This window comes from Streptacidiphilus anmyonensis, from assembly GCF_000787855.1.
Lineage (GTDB): Bacteria > Actinomycetota > Actinomycetes > Streptomycetales > Streptomycetaceae > Streptacidiphilus > Streptacidiphilus anmyonensis.
Genome location: NZ_BBPQ01000002.1, coordinates 398203 through 418224, shown reverse-complemented (window position 1 = coordinate 418224; position 20022 = coordinate 398203). Strand labels below are relative to the sequence as shown.

The following is a 20022-nucleotide window of genomic DNA, read 5'->3' as shown; positions in this document are numbered from 1 at the left end:
ATACCGGGCCAGGCCCTCGGTGCCGGGGATGAACAAGACTTCACGGGAAGTCGACGCGATCACCTTCAGTCAACCCCGCTGGCATTCCCAACGGAAAATTGCGCAAACGGATCACGACAGGCGTCCGGAGCGCACCATTGCGCTCACATGCGAACAGTCTTGCGGCACGCCGGAACCACTCCCTCCCCATCGGCCCCATCATTGCCCCACGCCACGAGCGTGCAAACCCGCGGTGCGCGCCCAGCGCTGACGCCGCAAAGCTACTATGTGATGATCTTGGTGGGCTAGTGTCGGCCGATCACCCGTCGGCCGCCGCCCCCGGTCGCACCCTCGGTCGCACCCCCAACGCCCGGCCCTGGAACGGGAAAGGGGGCACCCGCGAACCGGTGATACGATCGCACCGATTTTGCGGAGCAGGTGGGTCCACCCCGCGCGTGCGGGGACGCAGCAGCTGGCCCCTCTGACCAGTCTCGTCAGCTTTCCGCTGGCCCGCCGGCTTAGGAGCCCCAGGCAGACATGGACGTTCGCTCTTCCGCCCCGGTGCCCCCGCCCGGCTGCCCGGCTCACGGCCGTGTGCCGATCTACGGACCGGAGTACGCGGCGGACCCGCAGGCCTACTACTCCTACCTGCGCCACTTCGGGCCGACCGCACCCGTCGAGCTCGCCCCCGGCGTCCCGGCCACGCTGGTCACCGACTACCAGACCGCCCTGCGCCTGCTCCAGGACCCGGCGAACTTCCGTAAGGACTCGCGTCGTTGGCGCGACCTGGCGGAAGGCAACCTGCCCCTCGACAGCCCGGTCGTCCCGACGCTGACGTACCGTCCGAACGCCCTGTTCAGCGACGGCGCCGAGCACCTGCGGCTGCGTCAGGCGATCACGGACACCATGGCCCGCATCGACATGCACCGGCTCGCCCGGAGCACCGAGCAGGTCTCGAACTTCCTCATCTCCCAGTTCGGCCCCCGCGGTTCGGCTGACCTGCTCGGCGACTACGCCAAGCAGGTGTCCCTCATGGTCTTCAACGAGCTCTTCGGCTGCCCCGCGGAGATCGGCGACCGGGTCATGTTCGGCACCCTGGGCATGTTCGAGGGCGTCAACGCCGAGCAGGCGGTCGCCGTGCTGTTCGGCGCCTGCGGCGAACTGGTGGCGCTCAAGCGCAGCCGGCCCGGCGACGACGTCACCTCGTGGCTGCTCCAGCACCACGCCAAACTGACGGACGAGGAGATGGTGTACCAGCTCGCGCTGCTGCTCGCCTCCGGTTCCGAGCCGCTGCGCAACCTCATCGGGAACACCCTGCACCGGGTGCTCACCGACGACGGGTACGCCAACAAGGGCGGGCTGATCGACGAGGCGCTCGACGACACGCTGTGGGAGAACCCGCCCATGGCGAACTTCGCGGCGCACTACTCGGCCAGCGACGTGGAGTTCGCGGGCCAGCACTTCCGGGCGGGCGACCTGTTCCTGGTCGGCATCGCCGCCGCCAACACCAGCCCGGCCCTCGCCACGGCGCGGCAGTCCGGCAGTCGGGCGCACCTGTCGTGGAGCGCCGGCCCGCACGCCTGCCCGTCCAAGGAGCCGGCCCGCCAGATCGCGATCACCGCGATCGAGAACCTCCTGAACCAGCTGCCCGACGTCGTGCTCGCCGTCCCCGAGCAGAGCCTGTCGTGGCGTCCGGGTCCGTTCAGCCGGGGGCTCGCGTCCCTGCCGACCCGCTTCACGCCGGTCGAGATCACCCGCCGTCCCGACGCGACGCGGGTGCCGCGGCCGACCGAGGCGGTCGCCCCCCAGGCCGACAAGGCCGAGCGCGGCGGGCGCTGGAGCCAGTTCCTCACCTGGCTCAAGGGGTAGCCGTCAACGGTGCGCGCGTCGCCGTATGGCCCAACGTGACCGTGTACTGACTTTTAGTAGCATGTCCCGGGTGGAGACCGACGGGGACCTGAGCGGGACCTCGGGCGTGCGGGTGGTCGTCGTCGACGACCACCCGCTGTTCCGGGAGGGGCTGCGCGCCGCCTTGGAGAGCACCGACGACGTGCGGGTGGTCGCCGAGGCCGAGACGGCCGCGGACGCGCTGGAGGCGGTGGCGGCACAGCGGCCCGACGTGGTCGTGATGGACCTGTCACTGCCGGACGCCTCCGGGATCGAGGCCACCAAGCGGTTGGGTCAACTGCACCCCGGCGTCCCGGTGCTGATGCTGACCACCTCCGACGACGACGGCAGCCTGCTCGGCGCGCTCCAGGCGGGGGCGCGCGGCTACCTGGTCAAGGGTGCGGGCCGCGACGAGGTGCTGCACGCGGTCCGGACCGTGGCGCACGGCGGCGCGGTGTTCAGCGCGGACGTCGCCACCCGGATCTCGGCCCTGCTCACCGGCGGCGTCCGCCGCGAGGCCGAGCAGCTCTTCCCGGCCCTGACCTCGCGCGAGGTCGAGGTGCTGGACCTGGTCGCCCGGGGCCTGGACAACCGCCGCATCGCCCGCGAGCTCTACCTCGCGGAGAAGACGGTGCGCAATCACGTCTCGCACATCTTCGACAAACTGCACGTCGCCACCCGGACCGAGGCCGCCGCGCGGGCCCGTGACGCCGGGCTCGGCGAACCCCCGCGCCCGGCCGGCGCGCCGGGCGTGCCGCACGCGCCGCACGCCTCCGGCCCGGCCGGCGCCACGGGGTGACGCATGCGGGACCGCTGCCCCATGCGCCGGGGACGCCCGGCGCACCAGCATGGAACCTTGCCACGGCGGACGGGGGTGGGAGCCGGAAGGGCCGGGGAGTGCGATGGCCGAGCTGACCGCGACCTTGGCGGCACGCGCCGGGAGGCGCGTCGGCCGCCGGATGGGTCCCGCCTACGTCGCCTGCGCCGTCGCGCTCGGCGCGTGCTTCGTCTGGTTGGCGCTGGCCTTCACCGGGCTCGGCGGCTCCCGCCTGGGCGGCCTGGACTTCGGGCCGTTCGGCTCGCGCATCCTCTTCATGCTCGCCTGTGCGCTCGCCGGGACGTTCAGCCTCGCCCACCCGTCCGGGGGAGCGGTCGGCCGACTGCTGCTGGCGGCGAGCACGGCGGAGCTGGTCGGCCACGCCGCGTCCATCGCGGGCGCGGCCCTCGGCGCCGACCACGGCGTCCGCACGGCCGTCGTCCTGGCGGGGCTCGTCGGTGACGTCCTGTATGTCTTCCTCCTGTACGGCCTGCCCTTCTGGCTGCCCGACGGCACGCTGCCCGGACGGTGGTGGGGCCGGGTGCTGGTGAGCGTGATCGCGGTGTGGACCGTCGGCGAGGTCTACCTGGACACCGCGACCCGGGACGAGTGGTACGGCATGCCCAACCCTCTTGCCGTGCAGCGGCCGTGGACGTCGGTCTCGGAGGCGCTGGCGCCGGTGTGGGACACCCCGATGTCGTACGTGCCCGTCACCCTGTCCGCTCTCGGCTTCCTGGTCCTCGCCGTCCGCTCCTGGCAGCAGGCGGGACGGGAGCGCGGACACGCCGCCGAACAGGACGCCGGACAGGACGCGGGAAGGGCCGCGGGACAGGACTCGGGCCCGGGTCCGGGCGTGAGGCACGGGCGGGCACGGCTGCCCGGGGTGCTCCTGGTGCTGCTCGTCCCGTTCCTGCTGCTGACCGCCGGGAGCTACGCGGACTACTTCTTCCCGCTCCACGGCAACGCCCGCCTGGTGCTCTTCTACGGTCCGCTCGCGCTCTGGCCGCTCGGCCTCGCCGTCTTCTTCGCCCGGGACCGGTCCGCGCACCTCGACCGCGCCACGCGCCGGGTGCTGGCCGCCCTGGTCGCCCTCGCCGTGCTGGTGGTCGGTTACTTCGCCCTCGCCGTCGGCCTCTCCGACGTGCTGCCGGGCACCCGCACGCCCGGCGCGCTGGTGCTGGCCGTCGGTTCGCTGGTGATCGGCCTGGCCCTGCGCGCGACGGGCGGCTGGGCGGTGCGCGTCGTCGACCGCTCCTACTACGGCGACCGGGCCCGGCCCTACCACGTCGTGCGCGAGCTGGCCGGCCGGTTGAGCCGGACCGTGACGCCGGGCGAGGCGCCGCGTCTGCTGTGCGAGAGCGTCGTGGAGACGCTGCGCTTCCCGGCGGCGCGGGTGCTGGTCCGCACCAGCGGCGGCAGTCGGCAGACGGCCGCCCTCGGCGAGGCCCACGGCCCCGCCTGGCACGACTTCGAGCTGGTCTTCGAGGGCGAGACCGTCGGCGTGCTGGAGGTCGCCGCCCGCGCCGCCGAGCCGGAGCTCGACCAGCAGGACCACGACGTGCTGCGCTTCCTCGCCGACCAGGCCGCGCCCGCCATCGCCTCGCTCGGCCTCTACGCGGAGCTCCAGTCGAGCCGCGAGCGGATCGTCCTGGCCCGCGAGGAGGCGAGCCGACGGCTCCGCCGCGACCTGCACGACGGCCTCGCCCCGGCCCTGTCCGGCCTGCGCCTGCAGGTCGACACCGCCCGCGCCACCCTGCCCGGCGCTGCCTCCGCAGGCGCCGCCGGGAACCGGCTCGGCGGCGTCTCCGAGGGCATCGCCGACGCCATCGCCGAGCTGCGCCGGATCACCTCCGGGCTGACCCCGGCCGTGCTGGACCGCGACGGCCTCGGGCCGAGCCTGCACGCGCTCGCGACCGGCCTGGCGGGCCGGCTGCTGCTGATCGACGTCGAACTGTGCCCGGAGCCGCTGCCCGGCCTGCCGGCCGCCGTCGAGGTGGCGCTCTACCGGATCGCCTCCGAAGCCCTGCACAACGTGGTCCGGCACTCCGGCGCCCGCCACGCCCGGCTCCGCCTCGATGTCGCGGACGGCGCGGCACGGCTGGAGATCGGGGACGACGGCACCGGTATGGACAGTCCGGTGCGGGGTTCCGTTCGGAGCGGCGGCGGCGTGGGCCTGCGGTCCATGACCGAGCGGGCGCAGGAGCTGGGCGGGTCACTCCAGTTGCTCGGCCGGTCGGAGCAGTCGGGTCTGGTCGTCCGCGCCGAGATCCCGGTGCGGCCCGGTGCGTGAGCGGGCGCGTGGACGGGGTGTCGCGTCGGTGGCCGGACGGGCGGTCCGGTGGGTCGTTGAACATACGACGGACCGGCCTCCGGAGGCCCGGTCGGGACCCCTTCGGGACGCCGGCCCCATGTGCCCGGGACTCCCGGCGGCGGACAGTCGATGTCGGAAGCCGTACCTGCCCCTGAAGCAGGGCACGAACGACAGGAGCAACCGATGAGTACCAATCCTGCTGCCATGGGCCGCGGCGGCGTCGTCCCTGCGACCGAGTGCAAGCACCCGCCGTGCGCGCCGCAGTGCACGCACCCGCCGTGCGCGCCCGACGAGTGCCACCACCACCCCTGCCCGCCGTCGCCGACCCCTCCCCCCGGCCGGTCGGTCGGCAGCTGAGAACCCGCCCACCACCCACGCACGGGAGCACCGCGCCGGCGGATCGAAGGATCCGCCGGCGCGGTGCTCCCCGCTGTGCGTCGCCGCCCGCCGGGCTCACCTGCCGCCCATGGAGCCCCCGCCCATGCCGCCCATGCCGCCCATGCCGCCGACGTCCATGACGGCGCCGGGCATCACCGAGAACTCCCGCATCATCCCGGCGTCCTCGTGCTCCAGGATGTGGCAGTGGTACATGTACCGGCCGGACGCTCCGCGGAACTGGCCCGCCACCGTGACCATCGTGCCCGGCGGCACCCGCATCACGTCCTTCCAGCCCGTCAGGGACGGGTCGATCGGCAGCGACTCCAGATGCGCGACCGGTGCGCCGGGCGCGGTGCCGCCCTGGGCCTGAAGGAACGTGGCGGTGTCGTAGCCGTCGATCGACAGCGGCTGGAACCGGGTCAGGTGGATGTGGATCGGGTGCAGGATCCCGCTCAGGTTGAGGATCTTCCACACCTCCCACCCGTCCTGCCGGGCACGCCAGTTGAGCTGGTCGTCGAAGTGGCGGGCGAGGCGCCGGTAGGTGGTGGTCACCCCGTCCTGGTCGGTGACCTGGATGATGCCGTCCTCGGCCGCGCCGGTCGGCGCCTCGGAGGCCGGGACCTCGCCCAGCTCCCACAGCCCCAGCGTGCCGTCGGCGTCGGCGGCCAGCGCCAGCATCCGGTGCATGTGGTCGGACGGGAGCCGGTCGTGGGTCAGACGGTAGTACGAGAGGGAGAGCGTCTGCGGCAGCCGGAACGTGTCCGTGAGCGGGACGTCGGCGACACGGAACTCCATCACGTCCGGCTCCGGCAGCCGGCTGGCGGGCAGCGGGTCGCCGGGCTTCACCCCAGGCGGCAGCGGGTCGCCGCGGAAGGGCGCCTGCGCGGAGTTGACCAAGCGCAGCGACTGCCCCGGGAACGCGCCGAAGTCCACCAGGACGTCCGCCCGTTCGGCCGGGGCCAGGGTCAGCCCGTCGGCGGGGACGGGCAGCGGCGCGCCGAGCAGCCCGCTGTCCGTGCCGATCAGCCAGGCGGAACCGGTGACGACCGCGCCGCCCGCGTCCAGCAGGTGCAATCGGTACGTGCGCGCGTTGGACGCGTTCAGCACCCGGAAGCGGTACCAGCCGGGCCGCACCTCCAGATAGGGCCAGATGGTGCCGTTGACCAGGGTGTACGGCCCGACGAACGGCAGCGTGCCGGTGGTCTTGTGCAGCAGCCGCCCGGTGAAGCGCCCGGCGGCGTCCGTCTCCAGGTTGCGGTCGCAGACGATCAGCGGGATCTCGCGGTCGCCGCCCGGTAGTCCGAGCGCCTCCTCCTCGTCGTCGCGCAGCAGGTACATCCCGACCAGGCCGGCGAAGACGTTCAGCCGGGTGATGTTCATGGCGTGGTCGTGGTACCAGAGCGTCATGGCGGGCTGGTCGTTGGGGTATTCGGACAGCTGGGCGTCGCCGTGCGGCACGGCGTTCTCCATCCACCCGTCGTTGTTGCCTCCCGTCACCGCGCCGTGCAGGTGGGTCACCTGCCAGGCGGGCAGCGCGGCCACGCCCTTGACGGGCCGGGCGAGCCCGATGCCCGGATCGTTCATCGCCAGGGACGGGTTGCCGGGCGCGTCGGCGAGGAACGCGTCCACCGCCGGGTAGGGCGTCGTCGTGCGGTTCTCCCAGGTCACCCGGGCGCGCTGGCCCCGGTGCAGGTCCAGGACCGGGCCCGGGAAGTGCCCTTCGTACGTCCACAGCGGAGTCGGCGGCAGCTGCGCGTGCAGCCGGAGGCTGACGCCCTCGGTGCGCAGGGTGAACCGGGCCACGGAGTCCGCGCGGTCCGCGCGCAGATGCGGCGGGATCCGCAGCGGGTCGGCGAACTTGGTGAGGACGGTCGTGGTGGTCGGTGCGGCGGTCGCTGTCATGAGGCCTCCTCGGATGCGGCGACGGTGGTCGCCGGTGGCCGTCGCGCGGCGACGGCGACGACGGCCTGGGGGAGCAGGGGCAGCGCGGCGGACGCCGCGCCGAGCAGGCACACGCCGGACCATCCGGCGTGCGTCCAGACGGCGGCGGAGAGCGCGGAGCCCGCCGCACCGCCGGCGAAGTAGCAGGTCATGTAGGCGGTGGTCGCCCTGCTGTGGGTACCGGCGGGCAGCAGGGCGTAGATCTGCTGCTGGTTGGCGGTCTGCACCCCGCGCAGCCCCAGATCCAGCAGGACGGCTCCGACACCCAGCAGCACCAGGTTGCCCCGGCCGAGGGCGAGCGGCAGGAACGCCACGACCATCAGGGCGTTGAAACCGAAGCGCGCGGGGCGCACATGACCGTGGTCGCACCACCGCCCCGCCGGCTGCGCCAGCAGCACCCCGGCGATGCCGGTCAGCCCGAACAGTCCGATGCCGGCCTCGCCGAGCCGGCAGGGCGGACCGGCGAGCAGGTACGCCGTGGGCGTCCAGAACGCCGAGAACGACGCGAAGACGGCGAAGCCGCTCAAACAGCAGGCGGTCAGCAGCGGCTCCCGTAGCAGCAGTTGCCCGATCCGCGGCCCTGCCGCACGGGCGCGACCGGCGGGGGGTCTCGTGTCTGCGGGTGGTTGCGCCGTCCGGGGGCGCGGGGCCGTGTCGATCTGCGGCTCGGCCGCGCGGCCAGGACGGGTCTGTGGGTTCGCTCCCGCAGGGGCGCGCACGGCCCCGAGGCGCGGGGAACTGCTCGACCAGCCACCCGCCCACCTGGTGCGCCGAACGTGCGGGGCTGTCCGCGGCGGGTGGTTGCTCGCGCCGTTCCCCGCGCCCCCGGGTAGTGCGGTCCGTACCAGCACCGCGGCAGCCGCCAGCAGCACGGCCGCCGCCCCGTACACCGCGCGCCAGCCCCAGAGCGCGGCCAGTTGGCCGGAGACCACGCGGGCGAGCAGGATGCCGGCCGTCAGGCCGCCCATCACCGTGCCCACGGCGCGGCCGCGTCGTTCCGGGCCGACCGCGGAGGCCGTGCGGGCGACGAGGACCTGGGCCGCGCTGCCGGTGAGGCCCAGCAGCACGACGGCGACCGCCAGGACCGGCAGGGCGGGCGCCGTCGCGGCCAGCAGCGCCGCCGGGACGGCCGACGCCAGCAGAGCCGTGGCCAGCCGCCCCCGCGACACCCGGTCGCCCAGCGGGACGATGAGCAGCAGCCCTGCCGCGTAACCGAGCTGACCCGCCGACACCACCACCGCCGCGCTCGCGCGGTGAGCGTGGAAGCTCGCGGCGAGCGCGGGCAGCAGTGGCTGGGCGTAGTAGATCCCGGCCACGCCGACGCCGCAGGCGAACGCCGTCACCGCCAGCTCCCCGCGCCGCAGGACGGCGGTCATCGCGGTTCCACGTCCGAGGGGCGGCGTGCGCCCAGCCACTGGCCGTCCGCCGCGCCGAACTCGGCTTCGTCGCGGCCAGGGCCGTCGCCGTCCGGCAGCCGGTAGACGGTCGCGCCGCGTCGGACGGTGTGCCGCACGCGGCCGGTCATCGTCCAGCCCTCGTACGCCGACCAGCCGCACTTGGAGCGGATCGCGCCGGGTTCGAGCATCCACCGCTCGTCCGCGTCGAAGAGCACGAAATCCGCGTCGAGTCCGGGCCGCAGCCGGCCCTTGCGCTCGTCGAGTCCGAACAGTTCGGCCGGGCGTTCGGCGAGCATCCGGACCAGGCAGGAGAGTTGGGCGTCCGGCGAGTCCTGCGGGGCGCGGCGGCGCAGGCCCGTGTGCACGGCCGGGAGCATCTCCTGCACGCCCGGCAGTCCGGGCGGGGCCTCCGCCGGGGAGCGGAGCTTCTCCGCGCGTGTGTGCGGGGCGTGATCGCTGCCCAGCGTCGCGGCGTGGCCGCCGAGGACCGCCTGCCACAGCCGCTGCTGGTCCGGCGCGTCCCGCAGCGCGGGGCTGAGCCGCGCCCGCGCGCCGACCCGCGACGTCTCCTCGGCGGTGAACGACAGGTGATGCGGCGTCACCTCGAAGGTGACCGGAAGGCCCGCGTGGGCGGCGGCCGTCAGCAGGTCGGCCTCCTCCGCGGTCGAGGCGTGCAGCACGTGCACGGACGTGCCGTGGCGGCGGACCAGCTCCACCACCCGCGCCACCGCGACGATCGCGCCGCTGCGCGGCCGGTGCCGCTCGTACTCGGCGTAGCCGGACGGCTCGCCGCGCCACTCGTCCAGCAGCCCGAACACGCCCTCGTCCTCGGCGTGCAGCAGCAGTCGCAGGCCCGACTCGGCGGCGGTGCGGAAGATCTTCTCCAGCTGCACCGGGTCCCGCACGACGTGCGGGGCCGTGTGGTGCCCGGCGAGGAAGACCTTGACGCTGGTCGCCTCGCGCGGCCCGACCGCCCGCAGCGGGGAGGGGTCCTCGCCCGCCACGCCGAGATGGAAGCGGTAGTCCACCAGGGAGGTGCCGTCGATGAGTTCGGCCTTGCGGTGCGCCTCCTCGCCGGTGCGCAGCGGCGGGAGGGTGTTGGGCATGTCGATCACCGTGGTGATCCCTCCCGCGACAGCGGCCCGGCCGGCGTGCGCCCAGTCCTCCTTGTGTGTCAACCCCGGCGTGCGGAAGTGCACATGGGAGTCGATCAGGCCGGGGAGCAGGTGGCGTCCGCCGCCGTCGAGCGTCCGCCGCGCGGGCGGACGCTCGTTCGGCCCGAGCAGGCAGGCGATCCGGCCGCCCGACACGGCCAGCCCGCCCGTCACCACCCCGTCCCCGCTCACCAGCCGCACGCCGGTGACGACCAGGTCGTACGGCTGCTCACGGAGGTCGGTCCCCGGTTCACTCATCGCCGACACCCACCGCGACCGCGCCGAGCGCCTGCGTCTCCTTGCCGCCGACGCTCACCCACAGCAGCTCGTCGTCCTGCGTGTCGCCGGTCGCGGCGTAGGAGGCGACGACCTGCCGGGCGGGCGTGTCGATGACGAGCCGTCCGGGGGCGGCCGAGCTCGCGTCGGCGTCCCCTGCGGCCAGCAGGCGGTTGGGGATCGTGCCGCGCAGGGCCGAGGCCGCCGCGAGGCAGACCGCGCCCGTCAGCGCCAGCTCGGGATGCCAGCCGCCGACCGTCAGCGCCCGTACGGCCAGGTGCCCGGGAGCGACCGGGACCACGGCCGCGACCTTCGGGAACGCGCCGTTCAGCGGCCAGCCCAGCCGGGCGGCCTGGCGTCGGCGCATCCGCTCCAACGTCGCGTACAACTCGGGCTGGTCCCCCCGGAACAGCGCCTCACGGTCGCGTACGCCCAGCCGAGCGCCGTCGACGAACAGGTAGGGGTTGGCCATCCGCACGACCCGGCCGCCGTCGCGCAGCAGGCTGCCCAGCCTGGTGCCGGGCGGCGCGATGAAGTGGGCGGTGAAGACGGTGTGCCGGGACGAGGCGTGGTCGACCTGGCACACCACCTGGTCCCCGTTGTTGAGCACCCGCGCGCGGATCCGGTCTCCCGCGCGCAGCGCGGGCAGCCGTCCGGCCTGCGCGGCCGCCGTGACGGCGGCCAGCAGCGAGTGGCCGCAGTTGCCGGTCAGGTCGAAGTGGTCGGGCGCGTCCGGCATCGCCTGGACGAAGCGGTAGTCCACGTCGAACAGCGGGTGGGCGGAGGGCGCGATCAGCGCCCACTTGAGCACCTCGCCCCGGCCGCCGGCGGCCGCCGCGTCGCCGTCCGCCGCGTTGCTGCCCGCCGCGTTGCCGTCCGCCAGACGGCGGCGGATGCGGGTCAGGGCGGGCACGAGGCCCTCGCTGTCGCGGGGGAGGGCGTCGGCGTCCAGGACCAGGGTCGGTCCCGGAGCGCCGATCGCGCGGGCGAGGGCGGCGAAACCCACGTCGCCGGAGGGAGCGGTCAGGGTGGCGGGCGCCGTCAGGGTCGTGGCCGCGGTCGGGGTCGTACGTGCGGTCCGGGTGGTCAGTGCGGTCAGGGTCGTGGCGGTCATGACGCCACCTCCAGGAGTTCTCGTGCCTCGGCCGGGCGGGAGGCGGCGCGGCGCACCGCGAACTCCTCGCGCCACAGCTCGAACATCAGCAGCGACCAGGTCGCCAGGGCCAGGCAGTCGGCCGGCCGGGTCTGCTGTGCGCGCAGCAGCCGCTCGACGGCCGTGGGGTCCAGCTGTCCTCCGGTGCGCAGCCGGGCGGGGGAGAGCACCTCGCGCGTGTACGCCCACAGCGGTGTCCCCGGCGCGAGCATCGCCGTGATCGGCAGGGTGAAGGGCTGCTTGGGCCGCTCCAGCACGCTGCGCGGCAGCAGTCCGTGCGCGGCCGCGTACAGGGCGACCTTGCCGCGTCCGCCCTCCGGCGACAGCCGGTGGTGCTGCGGCAGTGCGCGGGCGAGCTCGCGCACCGACCGTTGGCAGAACGGCAGTCGGACCTCGACGGCGTGAGCCATGCTCAGGTGGTCCACTCGGCGCAGGTGGTAGGCGGGCAGGCGGACCTGGGTCTCGAAGTCGGTCAGGACGTCGAGCCGGGAGCGGTGCGCGGCCTCCTGCCGCAGCCGTTCCGTGATCGCGTCCGAGGCGCTACCCCGGTCGGCGACGAACGCCCGGTAGTCGACGCTGTAGAGGCGGGGCCGGGCCTCGGCCGGGATCGCCGCGAGCGCGTCCACGTACTCGGGCAGCCAGGTGCCGTGCGTGGTGACGGCGGCGTGGATCCGGCCGTACCCGGCGAACACCTCGTCCGCCGCGTCGCCGGTCAGCGCCACCTTGAACCCGGCCTGGTGCACGGCCTCGAACAGACCGTAGGTGCTGAGCGTGATCGGGTCGGCGTTGGGCTGGCCCAGGTGCCAGGCCACGGCCGGCAGCAGCTCGGGGAAGCGGGCCACGTCCAGCTCGACCTGGTGGTGTACGGTCCCAGCGCGCTGCGCCACCTCGCGGGCGAAGTGCCGTTCGTCGTGCGGCCATTCACCGCGGTAGGCGATGTTGAACGAGTGCACGCCAGGTGACGGCGCGCCGTCCGCCATCAGCGCGGTGACCAGGCTGGAGTCCAGGCCGCCGCTGGTGATCGCGCACACCCTCGCGTCCGCGACCGTCAGCCGCCGCACCTCCTCGGCCAGGACCTCCCGCACCTGCTCGCCCGGCTCCCCTCCGGTGACGGCCGGGCGCTCCGGCGCGGGTCGGCGGTACAGCCGCAGCCCGCGCGAACGCGAGCAGACGGCGGTGGTGCCGGGCGGCAGCACCTGCACGCCCTCGACCAGGGTGTGCTCGCCGAACGGCGTCTTGGTCGCCAGATAGCTGTCCAGCCCCGGCTCCCACAGCGTCGGCCGTTCCCGTCCCATGGCCAGCAGCGCGGGCAGCTCGGAGGCGAAGTGCAGCCTGCGGCCGTCCCAGCGGTAGTAGATCGGCTTCATCCCGGCGTCGTCCGTGGCCAGGACGAGCGTCGGCTCGGAGCGCAGGTCGATCAGCGCGACGGCGAACATCCCGTCGAGCCGTTCGGCGAACGCCCGGCCGTGCTCCTGGTAGAGCGCGGGCAGCACCGCGCCGTCGCAGCGGTCCGCGAAGCGGTGGCCGCGCGCCCGGAGCTGCGCGCGCAGCTCGACGTGGTTGTAGATCTCGCCGTTGAAGACGGCTTTGACGCGTCCGTCGTCGCCCTCGTAGGGCTGCCGCCCGCCGGCCGGGTCGGTGATCGCGAGCCGGTTGCTGCCCAGCGCCCACCCGGCGCCGTGGGCGAGCCGGGCCTCGTCGGGCCCGCCGTGCCGCTGGAGCGCCCCGGCCGCGCGCATGTCGTGCGGTGAGAGATCGGCGTCGAAGTGGCCGTGGATTCTGCACATGATCGCTCGTGCCTTCTGCTCGGGGTCTCGATGCCTCCACGTTCGGCGGCCCGCTGTCCCGCCCGCCTGAGCCCGCTGTCCCGTCCCGGGCCCGCCGCAGTCCCGGGGCCGAGCCGCGCTCCCCCGCGGACCTGAGTGCGGACCGGAGTGCGGGCGGGTGGTGCGCAGGGGGCCGGGCTGTGTCACCATGTGCCGCGTGGTCGAGGTTGACAATTTGTTGAAGCCGCCGCGCCTGGGGAGGCGGCTGGGCGCGGAGTTCGTCGGGACGCTCGCGCTCGTGGCGGTGGTGGTCGGGTCCGGCGTCCAGGCGCAGCGGCTCACGTCGGACGTGGGCGTGCAGTTGCTGGCGAACGCGTCGGTGAGCGCGCTCGGGCTGGGGGTGCTGATCGCGCTGCTCGGGCCGGTGTCGGGCGCGCACCTGAACCCCGTCGTCACGTTGGCGGCGTGGTGGACGGGCCGTCGTGACGGCGGCGGGATCCGGCCCGGTGAGCTGGCCGCGTACGCGGTCGCGCAGGTCACGGGGGCGATCAGCGGCGCGCTGCTCGCGGACGCGATGTTCGGCGGGCCGGTGCTGCGGATCTCCCGGCAGGGCCACGGCGGCGTGCACGTCTGGCTCGGCGAGGTCGTGGCCACCGCCGGGTTGGTGCTGCTGGTCGTCGGGTTGGGCCGGATCGGGCGGGAGGCGTTCGCGCCCCTGCTCGTCGCCGCCTACATCGGCGCGGCGATCTGGTTCACCTCCTCGGGCAGCTTCGCCAACCCCGCCGCGACGGTCGGGCGTTCCTTCACCGACAGTTTCACCGGGATCGCGCCGCGCGACGTGCCGCCCTTCCTCCTTGCCCAACTCCTCGGCGCGGCGGCCGGACTGGCGCTCGCGTCCGGGCTGTTCGGCGGCGCCGTCGGGGCCCCGGAGAGACGAAGCCGCGCCGGCATCGATGCCGATCCGTGCTGTCCCGCGCCGCGCCCGACTCCGGACAATCGGGCGGTGTGAACCGCGACCGTTACCTGGACTTCCTGCGCGCGCTCGCCATCTGCTGCGTGGTGACGGGCCATTGGCTCATCACAGCACTGACACACCGTGACGGCGCCTTGGCCGCACCCGAGTTGTTGGCCACCCTCCCGTGGACGCAGTGGCTCACGCTGCTCTTCCAGATCATGCCGCTGTTCTTCCTGGCGGGCGGCTGCGCGGCGGCGGGGTCCTGGACGCGGGCGCAGGGACGCGCGCTGCCGTGGATCCGGCAGCGGACGGTCAGGCTGCTGCTGCCGACGGGCGTCTACGCAGGCCTCGCGCTCGTCGCCGTGGCGGTCTGTTCGGCGGTCGGCGTGGACCCCGGCCTCCTGGCCATGGTCGGCTGGGCGCTGGCCATGCAGTTCTGGTTCCTGCCGGTCTACTTGCTGGTCACCGCGCTCACCCCGGTCCTGCACGCGGCGCACCGCCGGTTCGGCCTCGCCGCTCCGGCCGTGCTCGGGCTGGCGGCGGTGACGGTCGACGTGGTGGTGCTGCGGGCGCACCCGCCCGTGCTGGGTTCGCTCAACTACGTGCTCGTCTGGGCGGTCGCCTACCAGCTGGGCTTCTGCTGGGCCGACGGCCTGCTGACCCGGCGTCCGCTGCTGCCCTGGGCCCTGGCGGCCGCCGGGGGTCTCGGCTTCGGCCTGCTGGTGGCCTTCGGCCCGTTCCCGGTCAGCCTCATCCTCGTGTCGACGGAGACGGTCTCCAACACGAATCCGCCGTCGGCGGCGATGCTGGCCTGGGTCGTCGCCCAGTGCGGTCTCTGCGTCGCCCTCGCGCCCGCGGCGCGGCGGCTGCTGCGCGGCGAGCGGCTGTGGCGGGTGGTCCGGCCGGTGGGCCGGGCGTCGATGTCCGTCTACCTCTGGCACATGGTGCCGGTCCTGGCGGCGGCCGGGCTGTTCTACCTCACCCGGCTGGCGCCGGAACCGGCCGTGGGCTCGGGGGTCTGGTGGGCGCTGCGCCTGCCCTGGCTGGCGATCCTGACCGGACTGCTCCTTGCCCTGCTCGCGGCGTTGGCCCCGCTCGAACGTGCCCTGCGCACGCTGGCGGACCGGCTGCGGCCGGAGGGGGAGGTACGGTGGCCGGGGCTCTTCGCCCTGGGGTTCGCGGCAGCCGTCTACGCGCTCTCCGTCTTCGCGAGCCACGGGTTCGCCTTCGGCGGCCGCTTCCCGGTCCCGGCCGCCGGGTTCCTGGCTGTCGGCCTGCTGTTCACGCTCGGGGCCGCCGGGGAACGTCCCGCCCGGGAACGGCCGCTCCCGGACCGGGCCGGGACGGACGCGGCAGACCCGGCAGGCCCGGCAGACCTGGCGGTGCCGGCAGGCCCGTCGGAACCGGCACCCCCGCCACTCCCCGCAGACGCGGCGGATGCGGCCGGGCCGGCGGACCCGGCGCGGTCGGCGGACGCGGCGAGGACCGGGGCGGCGGCGCGCGTCACCAGCGATGGGCGGTGAAGTCCACCGGCTGCGGCCGCAGCCGACGGGCGTGCGCGGTCAGCTTCCGTAGCTGCTCGGCCATCTCCTGCGGGGCCAGTCGCTTGCGGTCGCCGTGGCCCGGCAGCACCCAGGCGAAGTGCAGCAGTGGCGCGGTCCGGGCCAGGGAGGCGGCCAGGGCCTCGATCGAGTACCAGGTGACGTGTTCGGCGACGGCCAGGGCGTCCTCGGCCCGGGACCAGTAGAGGCTGTCGCCGCTGAAGCAGTACCGCCGGTCGGCGACGTACAGGACGCTGCCGAGGGTGTGGCCCGGCAGCGGGTAGGCGGTCACGCCCTCGGCGATCGCGGTGGGCCCGGTGCCGCGCAGCACGTGGTCGGCGTCGGGCGCGGCGGACAGGTCGCCCTCGTGGATCCACAGCCGGGCGCCGAACCGGTCCGCGTACCGCCGCCCGTGCGCGGCGTGGTCCCGGTGGGTCAGCAGGACGTCGGTGATGGGCCCGAGGGCCTCGTACCGGTCCGCCAGCCCCGCCGACCAGCGCGGCGTGTCGACCATCATCAGCGTGCCGGACGGGCGTCGCAGCAGGTAGGCGTTGGCCGCGGCGGTCTGCCGGGAGTTGTGGCCGCAGAGCAGCACGTTCTCGTCCAGGGCCAGCGGGAACGGGTCCGCGGCCGCGTCGAGCGGGCCGGAGCGTCGGCGGATCGAGCGGGTGTGGCAGGCGAACGCGGCGGCGTTCAGGGTGGCGAGCTCGGCCGCGTCACGCGGCTCGCGCACCACCTCGGAGCGTCCGCCGACCTCCTCGATCAGCTCCGGCGCGAGCTGCCGGGCCACGTCGCAGTTGGTGCACCGGTCGTCCACGTACCAGTCGTCGTCCACGGCCGCCCTGCCCTTGGGATTCATGGGTGGTTGGAGTACGGACCTGGCGGGGTCCGTACTCCAGGAGTAACCCCGGCGCAGGGCAAAGGGGAAGGGGGATCGGATCTTGCGGTTCGGCGCGGGGGCTGCTCTCGGCCGGCGGCGAGGGGAGGCGGCCGCGTCGACCTGCTACGGCAGGCCGACCCGGTCGGCCATGCGTTGCAGGGCCTCGCCGAGCGCCGCGCGCTGATCCTCGGTCAGTTCCGCGGTCAGCTCGGCGTCCAGCTCGCGGCTCGCGGCCTCGCAGCGGTCGAGGAGGCGCCGCCCGTCGTCCGTCAGCGTCAGCACCTGGCGCCGGCGGTCCTGCGGATCGCGGACCCGCTGGACGGCGTGGAGCTGCTCCAGGTGGTCGGCGAGGGAGACGACCAGGCTGGGGGCGACGCCCATGCGCGCGGCCAGCTCCTGCTGGGACGCCGCCGCGCCCGCGCCGAGGGCGACGAGCAGTCCGACGTGCTTGGGCTTGAGGCCGAGGTCGAAGGTCTCCAGTGCGCGGGTGAACCGGTCGGTGGCCACGGTTCCGAGGGTGCCGAGCTTGAAGACCACGGTCGTGCTGAGGCCGGGGAGCCCCGGGGGCGTCGTGCCGATGCCATCGCTCATGCGGAGAACGATACCCCGCCGGTATCGTTCAAGATTCAAACGAAGCGGTGCTCGCGAATGAGAGCACTGCTCTTGACTGTGACTGCCGCTCTCGCACACACTGTTCTCAAGCGAGAGCGGTGCTCTCGAAAGGGTTCCCGCATCGAGGAGCGCGTCATGATCCCCAAGCCGCTGCACCACGCCAACGAGCTGCTCGCGTTCCTTCTCGAACTCGTCGCCCTGGGCGGCCTCGCCTGGTGGGGTTTCCGCACCGGCCAGAACGCCGCCGTCCACGTCCTCCTGGGCGTCGGCGCGCCGCTGGCCATGGCCGTCCTCTGGGGCATGTTCGCCGCGCCCCGGGCCAGGCACCCGCTGCCGGTCCCGGCGCTGCTCGTCTTCAAACTGGTGGTTTTCGGCCTGGCCGCCGCCGCGCTGTACGCGGTCGGCGCCCACGCCTTCGGCATCGTCTTCGCCGTCGTCGCGGTGGCCAACACCGTGCTGGCCACCGCCGACCGCGAGTCTCTCGCCCGTCGCACCCACTGAGTCGCACCCACTGAGGCCCGTCCGTGAGGTCCGTTCGTGAGGGCCGTCTCCTGAGGCCGTCCGGGTTCGGCCGTCCCGGTTGAGTCGTCCGGCCCCGGCCCTCTCAGCCGCGCGGGAAGTCCTCCTCCCAGAACTCCAGCTTCCCGCGCACCGGGGTCTCCTCCCCGCCGGTCAGTCCGCTGCCGCCGTGCAGCTCCTGCTCCCGGCCGCGCAGTTCGACTCGCCGGATCTTGCCGGAGACGGTCTTCGGCAGCTCCGCGAACTCCAGCCGCCGCACCCGCTTGTACGGTGCCAGTCGGCCCCGTGCGAACTCCAGGATCGACTGCGCCGTCTCCGCGTCCGGCGCGGCTCCGGGGACCAGCACCACGTACGCCTTCGGCACCGAGAGCCGGACCGGGTCCGGCGACGGCACCACGGCCGCCTCCGCCACCTGCGGGTGCTCGATCAGGACGCTCTCCAGCTCGAACGGCGAGATCCGGTAGTCCGAGGACTTGAAGACGTCGTCGGTCCGCCCGACGTAGGTCAGGTAGCCGTCGGCGTCGCGGAACGCGACATCACCGGTGTGGTAGAAACCGCCGGCCGTCGCCTCCGCCTGACGCTCCGGGTCCTGCTGGTAGCCCGTCATCAGGCCCAGTGGGGCGCTGTCCAGCGGCAGGCAGAGCTCCCCTTCCGCGCCGGGCTCGGTGACCACCTCGCCGCTCACGGCGTCGACCAGCGCCACCTCGTAGCCCGGCAGCGGCACGCCCATCGAGCCGGGTTTGACCACCAGGCCGGGCGGGTTGCCGACCTGCGCCGTGGTCTCGGTCTGCCCGAAGCCGTCGCGCAGCGTCACGCCCCAGGCGGCCTGCACCCGCTGGATGATCTCCGGGTTCAACGGCTCGCCCGCGCCGACCAGTTCGCGCAGCGGGGGACGCCACTGGGTCAGGTCCTCCAGCACCAGCATCCGCCACACCGTCGGCGGGGCGCAGAACGAGGTGACCCCGTGGCGCACCATGGCGTCCAGCAGCGGGCGTGCGGCGAACCGCGGCTGGTTGACGATCAGGATCTCCGCCCCGGCGTTCCAGGGCGCGAAGAAGTTGCTCCACGCGTGCTTGGCCCACCCGGGCGAGGAGACGTTCAGGTGCACGTCGCCCGGCCGCAGGCCGATCCAGTACATCGTCGACAGGTGGCCCACGGGGTAGGTGCGGTGGGTGTGCTGCACGAGCTTGGGGCGGCTGGTGGTGCCGGAGGTGAAGTAGAGCAGCATCGGGTCGTCGGCGCGGGTCGGCCCGTCGGGGACGAAGCCCTCGGGCGCGGCGGCGGAGTCCGCGTAGGCGAGCCATCCCGGTACGGGCTCGCCGACGGCGATTCTGGTCCAGCCCCCGCCGATCCCCGCGAAGCCGCCGGTCAGTCCGGATTCGGCGATCACGTGGCGCACCTCGCCGCGCGTCACCCGGTCGGCGAGGTCCTCGGGCGAGAGCAGCGTGCTGGCGGGGATGACGACCGCGCCGAGCTTGATCGCGGCCAGCATCACCTCCCACAGCGGGACCTGGTTGCCGAGGAGCAGCAGCACCCGGTCGCCGCGCGCCACGCCGAGGCTGCGCAGCCAGTTCGCGACCTGGGCGGAGCGGGCGCTCAGGGCGGCGAAGCTCAACGCGGTCTCGGCGCGGACCTGGCCGTCCGCGGTGAGGTCCACGACGCGGAGCGCGATGTCGTCGTTGCCGTGCGCCTCGGGGTCGAACCAGTCCAGGGCCCAGTTGAAGTGGGTGGCCTGCGGGCGCGGGAGCCGCCGGGCGCCCTCGATGTCGCCCCGGTGTCGCAGCAGATGGTCGCGCGCGGCGCGGAATTCGGCTGTCGCCTCCATCGGGGGCGTGCTGTCCGGTGCCATCGCGATCTCCTCCCGCGCGGGGCGCACAGCGGCGTGCGCCGAACGGATCACACCGTTTCAGCAGCGTCGGGAAGGGTCAAGGAGGCGTCCCGTCGCGTGCCCGGAGGCTGCGACGGGACGCCTGCGAAAGGCTCAGGCGGCGGGCAGCTCGTCCAGGCCCTCGCCGACGAGCTTGGCCAGGCGGTCGAGTGCGGCGTCCGCGCCGTCCGCGTCGGAGGCGAGGACGACCTCCTCGCCGCCCTGGGCGCCGAGGCCCAGCAGCGCGAGCATGGACGCGGCGTTGACGGGGGCGCCGCCGTCCTTGGAGATGGTCACCGGTACGCCCACCGCGCCGGCGGCGCGGACGAAGACGGAGGCGGGACGGGCGTGCAGGCCCTCGGGCCAGCCGATGGTGACACGGCGCTCAGCCATGGTGCGTGCCTTTCGCGTGGTGCGTGGTGCGTGGTGCATGGTGCGGACAACTGGGACAACTCAGGATATTCGTAGCATTCGAATCCAGTGACGGATCCCCAGTCCCCTATGGTTGTCTAGACCATTCTGACACGCTTCCGCACGGGACGGGCGAGGCCCCGGGTGAGGCCGCTGCGCGACCGCTTCTGCGTCGCAC

General features: G+C 74.1%; 15 protein-coding genes. 6 read left to right on the top strand and 9 right to left on the bottom strand.

Going from position 1 to position 20022, the window contains the following annotated elements; genetic code table 11:
• Positions 1–516 precede the first annotated feature (516 nt).
• The 3 genes from TR50_RS04435 to TR50_RS04425 all read left to right on the top strand — a co-directional run bounded on the left by TR50_RS04435 (position 517) and on the right by TR50_RS04425 (position 4973).
• On the top strand, positions 517–1848 hold the full coding sequence (locus TR50_RS04435) for a cytochrome P450 (protein WP_042414199.1): 1332 nt from the start codon (positions 517–519) through the stop codon (positions 1846–1848).
• Positions 1849–1918: 70 nt separating this feature from the next.
• Complete coding sequence (locus TR50_RS04430) at positions 1919–2665, top strand: response regulator transcription factor (protein ID WP_236654259.1); 747 nt, start codon at positions 1919–1921, stop codon at positions 2663–2665.
• Between the two features lie 103 nt (positions 2666–2768).
• Positions 2769–4973, top strand: a complete 2205-nt coding sequence (locus tag TR50_RS04425) for a sensor histidine kinase (RefSeq protein WP_052440689.1) — start codon at positions 2769–2771, stop codon at positions 4971–4973.
• A 474-nt stretch (positions 4974–5447) separates the two neighbouring features.
• Here TR50_RS04425 and TR50_RS04420 read toward each other — a convergent pair whose 3' ends face one another.
• Genes TR50_RS04420 through asnB form a run of 5 tightly spaced genes read right to left on the bottom strand, consistent with a single transcriptional unit; the run spans position 5448 to position 13080 of the window.
• On the bottom strand, positions 5448–7274 hold the full coding sequence (locus tag TR50_RS04420) for a multicopper oxidase family protein (RefSeq protein ID WP_042414196.1): 1827 nt from the start codon (positions 7272–7274) through the stop codon (positions 5448–5450).
• On the bottom strand, positions 7271–8689 hold the full coding sequence (locus TR50_RS04415; protein WP_042414193.1) for an MFS transporter: 1419 nt from the start codon (positions 8687–8689) through the stop codon (positions 7271–7273). The genes TR50_RS04420 and TR50_RS04415 overlap by 4 nt, the downstream gene beginning before the upstream one ends.
• Complete coding sequence (locus TR50_RS04410; protein ID WP_042414643.1) at positions 8686–10122, bottom strand: dihydroorotase; 1437 nt, start codon at positions 10120–10122, stop codon at positions 8686–8688. The genes TR50_RS04415 and TR50_RS04410 overlap by 4 nt, the downstream gene beginning before the upstream one ends.
• Entirely contained in the window at positions 10115–11254 is a 1140-nt protein-coding gene (locus TR50_RS04405) for a PrpF domain-containing protein (RefSeq protein WP_052440687.1), read from the bottom strand. Before TR50_RS04405 ends, TR50_RS04410 begins: the two co-directional genes overlap by 8 nt.
• On the bottom strand, positions 11251–13080 hold the full coding sequence (gene asnB, locus TR50_RS04400) for an asparagine synthase (glutamine-hydrolyzing) (RefSeq protein WP_042414190.1): 1830 nt from the start codon (positions 13078–13080) through the stop codon (positions 11251–11253). Before asnB ends, TR50_RS04405 begins: the two co-directional genes overlap by 4 nt.
• A gap of 196 nt (positions 13081–13276) precedes the next feature.
• Here asnB and TR50_RS04395 point away from each other — a divergent pair, with 196 nt between their 5' ends.
• On the top strand, positions 13277–14068 hold the full coding sequence (locus tag TR50_RS04395; protein ID WP_236654258.1) for an aquaporin: 792 nt from the start codon (positions 13277–13279) through the stop codon (positions 14066–14068).
• Positions 14065–15537, top strand: coding sequence for an acyltransferase family protein (locus tag TR50_RS04390; protein ID WP_084699748.1), 1473 nt, complete (start codon positions 14065–14067; stop codon positions 15535–15537). Before TR50_RS04395 ends, TR50_RS04390 begins: the two co-directional genes overlap by 4 nt.
• On the opposite strand, the gene TR50_RS04385 is transcribed toward TR50_RS04390, so the two are convergent.
• Both TR50_RS04385 and TR50_RS04380 read right to left on the bottom strand, forming a co-directional pair.
• Positions 15518–16414 carry an MBL fold metallo-hydrolase gene (locus TR50_RS04385; protein ID WP_042414186.1) on the bottom strand — a complete coding sequence of 299 codons (897 nt, stop codon included), beginning with the start codon at positions 16412–16414 and terminating at the stop codon, positions 15518–15520. The two genes, TR50_RS04390 and TR50_RS04385, sit on opposite strands and share 20 nt — an antisense overlap.
• Positions 16415–16558: 144 nt before the next feature.
• Positions 16559–17026: a MarR family winged helix-turn-helix transcriptional regulator gene (locus TR50_RS04380; protein ID WP_042414183.1), complete on the bottom strand. Its 468-nt coding sequence runs from the start codon at positions 17024–17026 to the stop codon at positions 16559–16561.
• A gap of 156 nt (positions 17027–17182) precedes the next feature.
• On the opposite strand from TR50_RS04380, the gene TR50_RS04375 reads away from it, so the two are divergent.
• Positions 17183–17548, top strand: a complete 366-nt coding sequence (locus tag TR50_RS04375) for a YrdB family protein (protein WP_042414179.1) — start codon at positions 17183–17185, stop codon at positions 17546–17548.
• A 103-nt stretch (positions 17549–17651) separates the two neighbouring features.
• On the opposite strand, the gene TR50_RS04370 is transcribed toward TR50_RS04375, so the two are convergent.
• Together TR50_RS04370 and TR50_RS04365 are read right to left on the bottom strand one after the other, a co-directional pair.
• Complete coding sequence (locus TR50_RS04370; RefSeq protein WP_152648253.1) at positions 17652–19391, bottom strand: AMP-binding protein; 1740 nt, start codon at positions 19389–19391, stop codon at positions 17652–17654.
• Positions 19392–19547: 156 nt separating this feature from the next.
• Positions 19548–19826 carry an HPr family phosphocarrier protein gene (locus TR50_RS04365; protein ID WP_042414173.1) on the bottom strand — a complete coding sequence of 93 codons (279 nt, stop codon included), beginning with the start codon at positions 19824–19826 and terminating at the stop codon, positions 19548–19550.
• Positions 19827–20022: the final 196 nt, after the last annotated feature.